This window comes from Parabacteroides sp. APC149_11_2_Y6 (assembly GCF_054506995.1).
Genome location: NZ_CP173709.1, coordinates 1,261,492 through 1,277,287, shown reverse-complemented (window position 1 = coordinate 1,277,287; position 15,796 = coordinate 1,261,492). Strand labels below are relative to the sequence as shown.

At 40.0% G+C, this 15,796-nt stretch carries 10 protein-coding genes; 4 read left to right on the top strand and 6 right to left on the bottom strand.

Features of this window, described 5'->3' with window-relative positions; translation table 11 throughout:
* Positions 1-20: 20 nt before the first annotated feature.
* The 4 genes from ACGE0T_RS05230 to ACGE0T_RS05215 form a co-directional block, all read right to left on the bottom strand.
* Positions 21-1,730: a RagB/SusD family nutrient uptake outer membrane protein gene (locus ACGE0T_RS05230; protein WP_459189481.1), complete on the bottom strand. Its 1,710-nt coding sequence runs from the start codon at positions 1,728-1,730 to the stop codon at positions 21-23.
* 12 nt (positions 1,731-1,742) lie between these two features.
* The gene (locus ACGE0T_RS05225) at positions 1,743-4,562 is read right to left on the bottom strand and encodes a SusC/RagA family TonB-linked outer membrane protein (protein WP_459189480.1); all 2,820 of its coding nucleotides are present in this window, start codon (positions 4,560-4,562) and stop codon (positions 1,743-1,745) included.
* A gap of 220 nt (positions 4,563-4,782) precedes the next feature.
* A complete protein-coding gene (locus ACGE0T_RS05220; protein ID WP_459189479.1) occupies positions 4,783-6,420 on the bottom strand; it encodes a glycoside hydrolase 5 family protein in 1,638 nt (545 codons plus the stop codon).
* 170 nt (positions 6,421-6,590) lie between these two features.
* The gene (locus tag ACGE0T_RS05215; protein ID WP_459189478.1) at positions 6,591-9,086 is read right to left on the bottom strand and encodes a hypothetical protein; all 2,496 of its coding nucleotides are present in this window, start codon (positions 9,084-9,086) and stop codon (positions 6,591-6,593) included.
* A gap of 290 nt (positions 9,087-9,376) precedes the next feature.
* Here ACGE0T_RS05215 and ACGE0T_RS05210 point away from each other — a divergent pair, with 290 nt between their 5' ends.
* Positions 9,377-11,302 (top strand): NAD(+) synthase, encoded by a 1,926-nt coding sequence (locus tag ACGE0T_RS05210; RefSeq protein WP_459189477.1) that lies wholly within the window; start codon positions 9,377-9,379, stop codon positions 11,300-11,302.
* Positions 11,303-11,389: 87 nt separating this feature from the next.
* On the opposite strand, the gene ACGE0T_RS05205 is transcribed toward ACGE0T_RS05210, so the two are convergent.
* Complete coding sequence (locus tag ACGE0T_RS05205) at positions 11,390-11,887, bottom strand: cupin domain-containing protein (RefSeq protein WP_459189476.1); 498 nt, start codon at positions 11,885-11,887, stop codon at positions 11,390-11,392.
* A gap of 179 nt (positions 11,888-12,066) precedes the next feature.
* On the opposite strand from ACGE0T_RS05205, the gene ACGE0T_RS05200 reads away from it, so the two are divergent.
* Positions 12,067-12,585 carry an HdeD family acid-resistance protein gene (locus ACGE0T_RS05200; protein WP_459189475.1) on the top strand — a complete coding sequence of 173 codons (519 nt, stop codon included), beginning with the start codon at positions 12,067-12,069 and terminating at the stop codon, positions 12,583-12,585.
* Between the two features lie 20 nt (positions 12,586-12,605).
* On the opposite strand, the gene ACGE0T_RS05195 is transcribed toward ACGE0T_RS05200, so the two are convergent.
* On the bottom strand, positions 12,606-13,505 hold the full coding sequence (locus tag ACGE0T_RS05195; protein ID WP_459190421.1) for a helix-turn-helix domain-containing protein: 900 nt from the start codon (positions 13,503-13,505) through the stop codon (positions 12,606-12,608).
* A 215-nt stretch (positions 13,506-13,720) separates the two neighbouring features.
* Between ACGE0T_RS05195 and ACGE0T_RS05190 the strand changes: the two genes are divergently transcribed.
* Together ACGE0T_RS05190 and ACGE0T_RS05185 are read left to right on the top strand one after the other, a co-directional pair.
* Entirely contained in the window at positions 13,721-14,332 is a 612-nt protein-coding gene (locus ACGE0T_RS05190) for a TetR/AcrR family transcriptional regulator (protein WP_459189474.1), read from the top strand.
* Between the two features lie 28 nt (positions 14,333-14,360).
* Positions 14,361-15,764 carry a TolC family protein gene (locus ACGE0T_RS05185; RefSeq protein WP_459189473.1) on the top strand — a complete coding sequence of 468 codons (1,404 nt, stop codon included), beginning with the start codon at positions 14,361-14,363 and terminating at the stop codon, positions 15,762-15,764.
* Positions 15,765-15,796: the final 32 nt, after the last annotated feature.

Genomic DNA, 15,796 nt, shown 5'->3' with positions numbered 1-15,796 from the left:
CTAATAAATAATTTAAGATTTTAATTACCCCATAATGGATTCTGAACCAATGCTTTGTTTTTATAGCATTCACCTTGAGGTATCGGATACAAATACATTTTCGGAGAAAATATCCGTTGTTCGACATCATAATAAGTATATTTAAAAGATGTACCTTCCTTTTCGATACGAACCCCTTTAATAGGTTCTTTAAAAACTTGTTCCGCTATTTTCCAACGACGTATATCCCAATGTCTATGTTCCTCAAATGCTAATTCAATTCTTCTTTCATTCACTATTTTTTGTTTCATTACTTCGTAAGTCAATCCTTTCGCCGGAACAACAGGCATACCAGCTCTCTTACGAACTTCATCAACAGCCCATTTTGCAGTTCTACCATCGCCAAACGGATTAGCCGTCGGACCATATGCCTCATTCATTGCTTCTGCATAATTCAACAAGGCCTCACCTGTCCGGAACAGAGGAAAATAATGAATACCATTTTTCGTATTTCCAAAAATAATTGCAGTCGGATTACTAAATTTACGAAGATAATACCCTGTTTTCGTCGCGTTAATATCAGCATCAGATGCATCTAACCCTCCAATAAACGTTTCAACTTTACGGTTCCACCAAGTCGCTTCATTATACTGTATTGATGCTGCAAAACGGGGATCACGATTGGCATAAGGATTTTTTGCATTATACCCTGATCCTTCTTCATGGATACTTTTCCCGTTTTTCATTTCATATGCATCTACCAGATTCTGGGAAGGGCAAACTCCGCCACGTGCATTGGTATAACCAATCGGTGCATTATTTTTCTCTATTTCATTATCCTGCTGGCGCGTTTTAACCATCAGATTTTCCTTATTCTGTGCCAGTGCCGGTGTAGTAAACAAATTCTGATATTTCAACATTGCATTAGCCCCTGTATTGAAAAGAGAAATTGTTCCGGGATAAAATTCCAGCAAATCATGGGCAGCTTTAGCTGCGACCTTCCATCTTTCAGGATTTTCCGTGCCATAACCTACCAACGGATTATTGCTACCGGTCACATCCGGACCATTAAACAATGGGCTGGCAGCATACAATAACATGCGGCTTTTTAGTGCCATCGCTGCAACTCCGGTTGCCCGTCCTACACGAGCAGCCACTTCCACTGTAGGTAAATACAAAATTGCCGAATCACATTCATTCACAATAAAATCCACACAATCCGCATAAGAATCACGGGGAATATCCGGACTATCATTGACAGTCAATGTCCTAGTAATAATCGGAACACCTCCAAATCGTTTCACTAATTCAAAATGGTAGTAAGCTCTTAAGAAATGCGCTTCAGCCAATACACTGTTTTTAAAATCTTCTGAAGTCGACGGATACAACATACCTATATTCTCAAACAGCAAGTTAACCATCATAATTCCTTCATAATAATTCGTCCATCCGGCATCCGGATTTGACGTAGGTCCCCATGAACCGTTTATAAAGGGAGTCATGCCATTATTCGATATACATTGTGTAGATTCATCGGTAGCCGATGATAACATTGCCTGATTATCAAAACGATTATAACCTTGTGGTAAATATTTATATAGCCCAAGCACATAAGCATCTACACGTGTGCTATCTTTAAAAACATCGTAAGACTCTATTTTATCCAGTGGTTTACTATCAAGCATTTCGCAGGATGTAAATGCCACCAGCAGAAAAGTACCTAACAAGCAAAATAAATTATGTTTTTTCATTTTCTCTCCATTTTAAAAAGTTAGATTTACACCAACATTAAATGTTCTCTGTATAGGATATTCAAATTCGTTGGTTGCCATTTCCGGATCCATATCCTTCAATGAACTCCAGGTTAACAAATTATAGCCGCTCAGATAAAGCCTGGCCTTTGAAATGAATGTGCCTTTCAGGAATTGATCGAAAGAATAGCCAAGTTCCAATGTTTTCAAACGAAGATAACTTACGTCTTTTTGCCAAAAAGTGGAATTCTGGCGGTTATTATTCGTTTCAGCCAACGACAAACGAGGATATGTTGCCGTAGCACGCGTATCAACTACCTGCCCTGTAGCAGGGTCAGTATAATAAGCCCAACGATCCAAATGATGCTCCAATACTTTTCCATTATTGTAAAATTCCCATGTTAGAGCTCCGGTCACCATAGCCTGCGACTGGGCCGTTCCCTGGAAGAGAGCACCAAAATCAAAGTTCTTATAACTAAATCCTATAGACAATCCATAATTAATTGAAGGAACCTGATTTCTTCCTATACGGGTAATATCATCCGAATCGATCTTGCCATCATTATTCATATCACGATACCGGATATCACCAGGCCGGACTGTTCCATAAAAAGCCTGACTCGGAGCTTTATCTATCTCTTCCTGGCTCTGGAACAAACCTTCTGCTATCAGTCCAAACTGTTCGCCCACCGGATGCCCGGTCGTATAACGATAAGATTCTTTCCAATCCTGTTCATCTTTGTTTATTACTTTATTCTTTGTCGCTGCCAGATTAAAATTTGCATAATAAGCAAAGTCGCCAATCTTATCATTATATCCGATAGAAAATTCTAATCCTTTATTCTCCACTATGCCATGATTCAATTGCGGGATTATCCCACCAAACAAATCAGGTATTTTTCCACTGCTAATCAGAATATCAGTGGAACGTTCTTTAAAAATATCGAATGAAAAATTCAATGAATTATGAAATAGAGCTACATCCAACCCTATATTCGCTTTTTTACTTTTCTCCCATGTTATATCCGGATTAGCCACTAAAGCCTTATACCAAGCTGTAGCCGAAGGAGCAGCCCCGTTTACTCCGGTTGTTATAGATGCTCTTTGTGCATAATTTTCTATATAATAGAAATAAGGGATGCCTTTATCGCTACCGGTTAATCCATAAGAAGCCCTCAATTTCAGAACATCAAGAAAATCAATATTGTCTTTTATAAAACTTTCATTAGCAATATTCCATCCTATCGCTCCGGCAGGGAAAAAACCGTAACGATTTCCCTTCGGGAATTGTTCCGTACCTGCATAAGCAAAAGAAAATTCAGCTAAATAACGGCTGTCATAGGCATAAGCAAACCGTCCTAACCAACTGGAATTCAAGTTAGGTAAACCATTTGTATTCACCTCCCGGTATTCATTATAATTATATTTCAACATCGCTGATACTTCATTCTTGCCAAAAGAGCGTGAATAATCCAACCCTGCCTGAATATCAAGTCGTCGCTGATAGAATTGTGGTGTCCATTGCGGATTCATTTTACCGGGAGTTCCATGTTGCCTTACCGTATTTTCATCAATCAACTCATAGACTTCAAATGTTTTTGAACGATTGGCATTCTTGGCATAACGGCTGTCATAACTTAAAGAAGCTGTAGCCTTTAAACCCGGAGTAATACAATCCAATTTGTAATCAGCCCATATGGTAGAATTAACTTCCACTGACTTATAAGCAGAGTACCCGCTGTTATTCAGTAATCCATAAGGATTATTCCTATACTGGGCATTACCGGCCAAAGGGTTCACTACCATATCATCGGTTCCCTCTATCAAATACTCTCCCATATACCTTTCCGGAAATAGATTAGGCGGAAGTTTATATAATGAACTTAAGATACTACTTACACTGTTAGATTTTTGTCCCGGATAAGTACGGTCCTGAATCCGTCCAGCCAGATTTAAATGGATATCCAGATTCCGGTTTACTTTCAAATCGACATTGGAACGAATCGAATACATATCCATACTGGCATTGGTATTATATGTATTTGCATTTTTATCTACATTATAAATTCCGGAATTGCTTGTATATCCAACAGCGAAAAAATATTTGGCAATATTGCCGCCTCCCCTTACACTCAGGTTATACTTTTGCTGTACCGAATAATCTTTCAGATACATATCCAGATAATCATTATTAGGATACAGATAGGGATCGGCATTTTGTTTATACCCATCTAACATATCCTGGCTATAAAAAGGCTGCCGCCCATCATTGATTAACGCTTCATTATAAAGGGATGCATAATTGTAAGAATCCAGAAACTTAGGTAATTTCACAGGTGATGACATGGCAACACGTGCATCAAAGTCGATAGTCAACCTTTGTTGGGAACCTCGTTTCGTTGTGATTAATATAACGCCATTACTACCTCTTAAGCCATAAATAGCCGTGGCTGCCGCATCTTTCAAGATGGTGATGCTTTCTATTTCGTTGGGTTCAAGCATATCCATGTTTCTTTGGATGCCATCTACTAAAACCCAAGGAGTATTATTACCTAATGTTCTTTGTCCGCGAAGAAACATGTTCCCACCTTCCTCGCCGGGCTCTCCGTTTGTCTGCATGATTGTTAACCCGGGAAGTAAACCTGTCAAAGTATTTTTCCTGTTTAAATTCGGTACATTCTTAAGAGGATCTCCTGCTATCGAGTAAATAGAAGAAATAACCGATGTACGTTTTTGTTTTCCGAAAAGAACTTCCACCGTATCCGCTTTCTGGTCAACAAGCCCCGAGATACCGGCTTCCACTTGGAATACAGCAAAAAAACTGAGCAACAAACTACAATTTTTTCTGAACTTCCATAATCTGTTTTTACAAATTCTTACCATATTAGACGATTAGATTTAAAATTAGTCTTTTGTTATTTTTCAGGAGCAAAGAAAAAGCCACTCAATTAATTTCCCGGATTTTCCACAATTAATGCCGCTTAATTATCAATTAATTTTACGGTTTTTCCTTGCTTTCCAATATATTATATCAGATCTGGCTCATTACACATTACTCATATACAATAAAAGAGGGATTCTCCGAGATGGGTAAAGTATATTTCCCTGTTACCGACTCCATAACTGTTTTCTGCCCTTGCCAGTCAATCAATCCTATTTTTTTCCTGCCGATATCAAGTGATATCGTTTTACTATGGCTTTCCAACGGCTCCCAATAACGGTTTACACTCCAGAGCGCTATTACTTCTTCTTTGCCTTCTCCATAGCAGAAAACTTTTGTATCTGTTGTTTCTTGTAATGCTCTTGCAAACTTCTTTTCAGCCAGCAAATGGGATAATACGGCTACTGCCGGATAAGCAGCTTTCGGGGAGAAATCTTTTCTTATGATTCCAAAATTATGCTCCTTCTCCTTTAAATCGACTCCATCGTTTTGAAAATCATACAAATAAACACATTTAGTCGTATGATATCTCCGGGCTAACAAAAACAACCTGGTTATATAAGCCGCCTGGCGATATTCGTCGATAAAAAGAGACTCACCTTTGCTTGTAGGTAACGAATCAGCCAAATGCCAGCCCATTTCCGTAATCCAGACATCTAATTGCTTATTTTTCCCATCCGATTGCTGTTCAGCCATCTTTCCATAATGAGGCCACAAAGAGGGTACAGATACATTTTTCAGAAACGGATGTCCTTTCGTTTCATATCCGTCTTCCGGACCATAAGGAGCCACATATGTATGCATGGCAAAACCATCCATAAAAGACGCCCCTCCACGTTTAAATATAGGATTGACATAAGCTCCGTCCACTAAATTGGGCGCCCCTCCAGAACATATAAACTCTCCCTGAGGCTGAACCGCTTTTATTACCGGATAAACTTCTTTCAATAACTCAAAATAGCTGGTCCCTGGATCTATTCCCAAGGCTTTGGACGGTTCATTCCATAATTCCCATAGAAAAATCTTATCCTTATAACGTGTTACCATTTCTTCAGCATATCTGGCAAAACGTTTACGGCCACTATCATCCAATGGAAATCCATGAGCTGTTTTCTCGCCGGGTAACGGATTCCCATAATCTAAAATCATTAAAACCCGTATATCCCTCTCGACTGCCGCATCCACATACCTGTCATATCTGGGGTCAAAAGAAAACACACCTGGCTTCAGCTCTACACGATCCCAGAATATTTCATCCCGGATAGAAGAAAAACCCACTAACCGTATCAAATCCAATCCATAAGGTACAGAACCTTTAAAATGTCCAAAATGTGTACAGGTTCCAAAATCAGAAGGGCCTATTTCCTGCCTTTCCGGAACAATAGCGATACTTGTCGATACGGAATCGATTACAGTTCCTTTTATTATATCTCTCAATTGGACCTCATACCTGTAATAGCCCCATTGAGGAAATTCAAAATCAATTGGCAAATCATGATGTAAACCTGTATCCAGCTTTACAAATTTCTCGCCTATTACCTCACCGCCCTTGGCCTTCTTTACGATTGCATACAATTCCACACCGGAAGAAAGAGTATCCAAGTGAACAGATACACGTATATTCTTCGTTCCGGTACCTGGGAAAATCAAAGGATACCCTTCGCCACCGGATACAACCAAATGGTTTCCTCTTACCCATGTTGAAATAAATATGAATGTAAACAAAACATACAAAAATCTTCTTTTCATGGCATACTTTTTTAATTACAAAAATGTAGTGCAAATAAAACGGAGACTTCTTAATAATCCGGAGAATACATACTTAACAAGGGACTTAATTTCATGATTAAGCATAGTTTTTTCACTGGAAAACACTTCATCCAGAGATAATACACAACAATGAGGACCTGTTTTATATTTTATTTTTCAATAAGCTGATTAAAAGTCTTCTCGTATTGGACTGCAAGCAGGTTTTTATATTCTTTACAAAAATTATCATACGTATTTTTAGCTAAACCTGTTTTTCCACAATTAAATAGAGCGGCACATTTCAATTGCAATGCTTCTTCATTCAAAGGGTCATTGAAAAAAATCGCATCTGCAATCTGAATAATCATTTTATTATTTTGCCTGTAATCCTCTTTTTGTGAGAAGTCCAGTAAGATATCAATCACAGCCGACGACAGTTCCGATTTAAAAGGATCCAGCCAATCTATCTGCATATTCGGCAATAAATCTCCGAAAGATACCAATTCCAGAAACTTAAGAAACTGTGTTTTATCTTCCAGGCTTTTCCGGTTATGCAAAAAATACATCAATTCGTTGTAATCGCAAAAAACATGCTGTCCGAACGTTATTGTCCAGTAGTTGTTACTTGTCGTAATCGACACCTCGCCTACAACATCCAACAATACACGTAATTTGCGGATAGATACATTTCTATTATTCCGCGCCGAATTTTCATCCTTATCTCCCCAAAGTAATTCATCCAGCTTTGAGCTAATAATACCTTTTTTAGGTCCATCCGAATATAGAATCAACACTAATAACAAATTACGCAAAGTCGGACTAAAGCTGTTCGTGATGTTCCCGCCTGCTTTATCTATCACAGAAAATCCACCCAACAGACAGATATTCTGTTTACTCAAATCAAAATAAGATTCTTTTTCCTGAACTTCCTCCTTCTCTACAGAGACAGAACTATTCACCTTACTTATTTTTTTCTTTTTCCTGTAATAAAAAAAGAAAGCCAAAGAAATCGTTACTATCAAAACAATACTCCATACAAGGCTAACTTTATACCCTGGTTCCAAAGGCTGAATAGTATCCGATACCATTAAAGGAGGATATTTCATCGAATATACAATAACAGACTTTTGACTGTTTTGCGGAGTCTTATCATAAACAGCATATATCTTCGAAGCAACAGGTTCATAGAAAAGATTCCTGTACAGATGCAAACTGGACATTTTTTCTGCCATGACATCCCCCATTAGGCTGACTTTCTTTTCCTTCAAAGAAAGTTTCATTAAATGCCCTCCTTCAAAATCCGTCAGTAAATAGAAACAACTGTCTTTCGAATTGAAAATCATATTCTCCGCCGGAAGATAAGTAGCTTTATCCAAGGCAAAATTCCCGAGATGAGTGGTTTTACCTGTTTCTATGTTTATTTTATGCAAGTCATACATATATTCCGTTGCCAGCTCCTGACGCCCGGTTTTACTTCCCCGTCCACCATATATATATAAATCTTTACCGACAATGGCTGTCGCTACTGAATAACGGGGATATATATTATTAACCATATGTCTTTGCCATACATTGTTAAACGGATTGACCTGTACCAGTATATTATTATACTTATATCCTCCATATCCTCCGAAAATAAAGATAGACGAATCATTATTCATTGAAAATAAAGAAGAATGATGCCAAAAAACGCTTTCATAAGAAGGCTGGTCTTTCTTCGTCCAGGAAGAATCCTCAAACGAGAAAAAGGAGACCTCTTCTTTATCTATATTAAAAGATATCAGTTGGTTATGTAAAGTATCCATAACCAGTTGCGAAAAATTGCCCGCTGCAGGAAAACCACTCCTAACCTTAATTTCTCTCTTCTGCATAGCTTTCAGATTAAAAGCTATTACCCTGGATTGATCCGGTACTATATATAACAGGGTACGTTTCTGATCAAAAGCCAACTGTACATTATTGTCAACCGAGATAGTTGTGACTTTCTCCCATGTGCAATGTTCATCTATTTTCCATGAAGGGTTCTGTGCCACTGCTTGTTTACCGGACACCACATCATAACAAACATCTCCCCTGTGTTTGCTTAATTGCCAATGCCGGATCACCTTATTGTCTTCCTTTATCTTTATATTCTTTATATCTACCGGAGCGACATCATTAGAAGCATATTTTCCATGATTACATTTTCCAAATGATATATATACATCTTTCACATGTTCAAATGAAAAAGGAATTTCAAAAGACAAACTATCATATGTAAATGAAATACTTTTCTTTTTCTTCAAAAAGAGAACCTCCACCGGCAACCACTCTTCTGTCTTCACCTGTTGTGTAACAGGATACGTATTATCCCCCACTATAAACTCCGGGAACGGTTTATACTGCTTATCCAATGAAAAAATCAAATCTATATTTTGGTCCGTATCCGTAATGATCCGGAATATAAATCCAAAATATGAATTTTCCTTACGCACCAACATATCAAAAGATATAGCCAGTTCTTGTTCCAGAGCTATACCTTTTCCTGCATCCAGCACTAACGATGTACGATTTTCAGCTAAGTGAGTATGTGCATTAAACTTTAACCCTGTATCCGGTTCATTTCCTAAAATAAAACCAGGCAAAAACAAGATGATAAAGAATAACAACAATATTTTTCTCTTCATTATATTTAATCCAGATAAAGAATCTCTTTTTCCTAATGCACACAAATATATAAAATATTTCTTTATTTATACAAACAATCCTTTTATTCACCGAATAAGAAAAACAGCCCAAAGCAAATAAACCAAGCGCTATAATGCAGAAAAAATTTATAACATTCATATATCTTATTTTCAATAATTCAACACTTCCCAGAAATCAGAGGCAAATACCGGTTAGTTACACCTTTCCTTTTTTCATCGTATATTTCATCTAAAACAGCTATCTTTGAAGCCCATAAAACACAGAGATTATGAACTACGGATTTATAAAAGTTGCAGCAGCGGTACCTCATGTGCTGGTTGCGGATTGTTTTTATAATATAGGGCAGATTGAAAACCTGATGCGACAGGCCACTGAAAAGGGCGTACAAATGATGGCTTTCCCGGAACTTTCTGTTACGGCTTATACCTGCCTCGATTTATTTAACCAGCAAACCTTGCTGGATAATGCGGAAAAGGCATTGCTGAAACTAATTGCCGATACGGCAGACCTCGGCATCTTGTCTATTGTGGGTGTTCCGTTACGGACGGAGAACAGGCTTATCAATGCTGCCGTAGTATTCCAGGAAGGAAAAATCTTAGGGGTAGTCCCGAAAACCTATTTACCGAACTACAAAGAGTTTCAGGAACAACGCTGGTTCACTTCCGCTTCGGAATTGCGTAACCGGAGTATCTGCATCGGTGGCAAAAGTTATCCGCTTGGCAGCCATTTACTGTTTAACTCAGGAGATGTTTCCGTAGGAATCGAAATATGCGAGGACCTTTGGGTTCCCGTTCCTCCCAGTTCGCTGTTGGCGATGGAAGGAGCCAATATCATTTTCAACCTGTCTGCAAGCAATGAATTGATTGGCAAACACAATTATCTGCGTGCTTTGATTTGCCAGCAGTCAGCCCGTAGTATGGCGGGATATGTGTATGCCTCCTGCGGTTTCGGAGAGTCCAGTACGGATTTGGTATTTGCAGGAAACGGTATCATTGCCGAAAACGGTAACTTATTAGCAGAGTCTCCCCGCTTTACCATGGAAGAGCAACTTATCATCAGCGAGATTGACATAGAAAGCCTGCAAAACGACCGCCAGGTAAACACCAGCTTTATGTATGGCGCCTCTTCCCTGTTGAAAGAGGAAACGCAAACCGTAGGTTTCCGGATGCAGGCTCCTGAAACATTCGAACTGACCCGTTCCATAGACCCGCATCCTTTCACGCCTTCCGGGGATGCCCTGAAAGAACGGTGTGAAGAAATATTCCATATACAGGTGGCCGGCCTTGCCAAACGGATGGTTCATGCACATGCCCAGACAGCCGTAGTCGGCATATCCGGCGGATTGGATTCGACACTTGCTTTGCTCGTTACAGTAATGACGTTCGATGCGTTGAATATTCCGCGCGAACAAATAATAGGTATCACAATGCCCGGTTTCGGTACAACCGGACGTACTTACAACAATGCCGTTCATCTGATCCGTTCGCTGGGCGTTACCCTGAAAGAGATATCTATCAAGGAGGCTTGCCTGCAACATTTCAAAGATATCGACCACGACCCGTCGGTACATGATGTTACTTATGAAAACAGCCAGGCACGCGAACGTACCCAACTGCTGATGGATGTGGCGAATCAGGAAAATGGCCTGGTTATCGGAACCGGCGACCTTTCGGAGCTGGCTCTCGGCTGGGCTACGTATAACGGAGACCATATGTCCATGTATGGTGTAAACGGAAGTATCCCCAAGACTTTGGTGAAATATCTGGTCGAATGGGTTGCCAACTATAAAGTGGACGAGGCTTCCCGCCTGACGCTTCTGGACATCGTCGATACGCCTATCAGTCCGGAACTGATACCTGCCGACGAACATGGAAACATCAAACAGAAAACGGAAGATTTAGTCGGCCCGTATGAATTGCACGATTTCTTCCTGTACCATTTCCTCCGTTTCGGTTCCCACCCTGCCAAAATATTCTATCTGGCACAGAAAGCATTTAACGGGAATTATGACAAGGAAACCATAAAGGAATGGCTACATATTTTCTTCCGCCGTTTCTTCCAGCAGCAATTCAAACGCAGTTGCCTGCCCGATGGTCCAAAAGTAGGTTCGGTTAGTTTATCCCCCCGCGGAGACTGGCGTATGCCGAGTGATGCAATGGCGAAGCTTTGGTTGGATGAGATTGAAAAATTGTAGGATACTATTGATATATACAAAATACCCTGGTGTACTTCACAAAGACACCAGGGTATTTTTATTGTATAAAAAGATAAAATTCACCTTTTATTTCTGCCTTGTCAACCCCAATATCACAGCCTCATGTTCCGGATATCCATCCAATAAATCTTTCCTGTCTGCCAATTCAAAATCTTCAAACTCGAATCCCGGAGCCACTGCACAGCTCACCAGCGTAAATCCTTTCTGCCCCTTCAACCGGGCTGCAAACCAAATACCAGACTCAATCGTCACTTGCAGGCTCCCCTCTTCCCTGTCCGATAACTCACGGCAAATTAACTTTCCCTCTTCAAAAGAATAAATAAGCAAAGGCATCCCTTTATGAAAAAACCAACTCTCAGGAGACTTTATACGGTGAAAAGCAGAAAAAGCCTTATCTTCCAATAAATAATAAATCGTAGTCAGAACCCTGCGGGGAGCAGGCATTCCCTCAACCGGTATCCACCATTCCGAACGATACACTTCACTATAGTATCCTCCTTCCAGATGAGGTTGCATACCCAGTCTTTCAATCCAATAGCGAACTTCCTCCTTTTTCTGTTCCATCACACAACACCTTTCAAAACATATATGATTTGATTTTAAAACATATATGCTTTGCAATTAAAACATATATGTTTTGAATGTGAAAGATATACTTTATCTGAGAAAGTGACAAAAAGAAAAAGAAAATAGTGTACTTTCGCTGTTATATAAAGTAAAGACTAATTATAAAACATATAAAGATGAAGAGTTTAAATGGTTCTGTCCTGCGATGTATTTTTGCTATCGTATTAGGACTTGTATTAGTATTATGGCCCGAAGCTGCTATTACTTATCTGGTTGTCACCATAGGTATCTGCTTTATCCTGCCAGGGATTTTCACTTTACTGAATTACTTCACCCGCGAAAGAGTGGAAGGAGAACCCAGTCCCATGTTCCCGATCGACGGGGCTGGAAGTATCCTGTTCGGTGCCTGGTTGGTTATCATGCCGCAGTTCTTCGTAAGTATCCTGATGTATATCCTGGGAGCGTTATTGGTGCTGGGAGGCGTACAGCAGATTGTCTCGCTCGTATCGGCACGTAAATGGAGCGTGGTTCCTTTTGCCTTTTATATCGTTCCGATACTGATTCTTATTACCGGAATCATGATTCTGGCTTACCCGTTCGGGGCGGCAGCCAATACCTTTGTCATATTTGGCGTAGCAAGCCTTATTTACGGAATATCAGAATTAATCAACTGGTATAAATTCCGTAAAAGATAAAATAGCCGGAGTACCGTTTGTTAAGACTTACGGTACTCCATCGGGGAAATCCCCATATGTTTCTTAAAAAACTTACCGAAAGTGGACTGGTCGGAGAAATGAAGCTCATCCGCTACCTGCTGTACCGTGGCTTGGGGAGCTTTCAGCAAGATCTTGGCTTCCACTATCAATGCATCGTCGATCCATTTATTTGCCGACCTCCCCGTCAGTTCTTTCAATATCAATGATAAATATTGGGGAGTGATAAAGAGCTTATCCGCATAGAAAGTAACCACATGCTGCTCTTTGCAGTGCTCGAACAACAGTTGGAGAAACTGCTCAAACAATTCCTCCTTACGGGTAAGCGTAGGCTTCACCAGCCGGTTTGCCTTTCCCATAAAAGTATTTGCCAGCTCGACCAGAAAACTAAGGAAAGAAAGCGTAACGGCTTCTTTCTGGTAAAAATGGGTATGCTCCTTCATCTTGCCTCTTATCACATCCAGACAAGCCACCAATTTGACAGCTTCCTTTGCTTCCAACTGGGTACACGGATTTTTCTTGATTGTCATATAGTTGACAAGGGAGGGGTTCCGGTTTCCCACATTACATTCTTCCAGAAAATCCTTGGATGCAATAATCAGTATTCCTTTAAAATCTTCGCTAACGCGGTTCAACTGGAATGTATGGCTGGGCATAATCGTGACAAAGCTATTCGCACCTACAGTATAAGGAATATAGTCCAGGCTGATTTCACTCGTACCTTCCAAGGCCAGTACCATGAGAAGCGCATTCAAACGCATCGGAGGAGTATGTTCAGGGTTCAACTCTTCCATCAATAAATTTCTTCCTAAATCAGCAATTGATAAAACGTCCTGAAAATTATCACGATGAATTATACTGTTATTCAATTCCTCCAACTCTACTAAAGGAAGTTTTTCCATACTCATATCCTTAATCTATTTGTTCTATCAGCAAAGATAACCATTTTCTCTATAAACCAAAGAAAGTTTCATTTTTTACCAACAAACAAGCCTCATATTCCAATTATCACCCAATTCCACTTTCGTTTTAAACCAGTTTCTTCACTGAATAAACCTTTCCGGTTTTCTATAGATACGCGACCTTTGCCCACAAAGAATGATTTCAGATAAAATTTATGGTAATAAAAAAACATATTATGTCAACAGCATTCAACCTGTTTTCTCAATATGGCATTAAGAATGTAAGTATGGATGATATTGCACATAACATGAATATCTCTAAGCGGACCATTTATGAACTGTTCGACAACAAAGAAACCTTGTTGATAGAAAGCATGGACATAAATTACACCCATATGCGTACCTTCATGGAACAACTGGAAAAAGAACCGGTTACGGCATTGGACGTTATGCTATTGTTTTATGAAGAGTTGATGAAACATACACGTTGGTTCAACCAGAAATTTTATGATGACCTGAAGCATTTTCCGAAAGCACTACTGAAAAAAGAAAAAGAGAAATCGGCATTTCAGAAAAAGTGCACGAAGTTATTAGCCAGAGGTGTGAAGGAAGGGGTATTCCAGCCGGATATCAATTTTGAAATCGTAGCCCTACTGGCTAAGGAACAGGCAAAAATGATACGTCCGTCCAACACATTTTGCAAACATTCCACAAAGGAAGTTTTCAATACGATTGTATTTACCTTTCTCCGGGGAATTTCCACAGACAAAGGTATTGCGATATTAGACCGTTATTTATTAAAACATAAATACCAATCAGAAGAATAAAAGTTTTTCATATTCAAACTTATTTAAAATGAAACAACTAAGCAGAAAAAAGATGACCTGGGCAGCGACACTGCTCTTGCCCTTCATGCTCTTTAGCCAATCTAAAGCTCAGGACACCATCCGTCTTGACTTAGGAAAGGCTTTAGAGATTGCGTTGAGCGAAAATCCGACCGTAAAAGTTGCCAACAAGGAAATAGAAAAGAAAAAGTATGCGAAAAAAGGTTCCTATGCCGCTTTATTCCCCCAGATAAGTTTTGGGGCAGACTATAACCGTACATTGAAGAAACAGGTAATGTACATGGACGGTTTCGATTCAGGTATGGGAATGGGTACCGAAACGCCCCCGGAAAGTTCCAATGGAAGTTCCTCTGATGTCGATTTGAGCAAAGGCATCAAAGTAGGGCGCGATAACAACTGGAGCCTTGGCTTCAATGCCTCCATGCCGCTTGTCAATGCCTCTTTGTGGAAAAGCCTGTCTATCTCCGGTATCGATGTGGAACTGGCGGTAGAACAAGCCCGTTCATCCAAAATAGCGATGGTGAACCAGGTAAAGAAAAGCTATTATAATGTATTGCTGGCCAACGATTCCTATCAGGTATTTAAGGAGAGCTACGACAATGCCATGCAAAACTACCTGGACATCAAGAAAAAGTACGAACAGGGTACAGTAGCCGAATTTGACCTGATACGGGCTGATGTAACGGTAAAGAACAGCGAACCGAACATGCTTCAGGCACAAAATGCCCTTACCCTGGCCAAATGGCAACTAAAAGCATTACTGGGTATGGACCTGGATACAGGTATTGAATGCAGCGGTACATTAACGGATTACGAAAATGAGCTGTTTGCAGATTTCCTGTCCACCGACACCACACTGGCCAATAATACGGATTTGAAGCAATTGGATATCCAAAGCAAACAATTGGGCAAAACATTGCTGATGCAGAAGTTCGACTACCTGCCTACCTTGTCTCTTACCGGATTGTACCAGTGGACCTCTATGAACAACGATTTCAAGTTCAAAGATTACCGCTGGAATCCTTATTCCGTGATTGGCGTGTCCCTGAGCATTCCCATATTTACTGGCGGAAGCAAATATTATAAAATCAGGCAAACCCGCGTATCCATGGAACAGCTGAACCTGCAAAGGGAAGATACCGAACGGAACCTGCAACTGGCCGTTAAGCAGAATATAGATAATATGAATACCTGCGTCAAGCAATTCGATGCCGCCCGTAAAGGGGTTGAACAGGCGGAACGCGGATACCTGATTTCACAGAAACGATACGATACCGGTGCCGGAACGCTACTGGAAATGAATGATGCCGAGCTGGCTCTTACACAAGCACGGCTGAATTTCAACCAAGCAATTTTCAACTACATCGTAGCGAAATCCGATCTGGAGAAAATTATGGGACAAGAACATCAATAACAATATAAATGAATACAAACAGAATAAATATA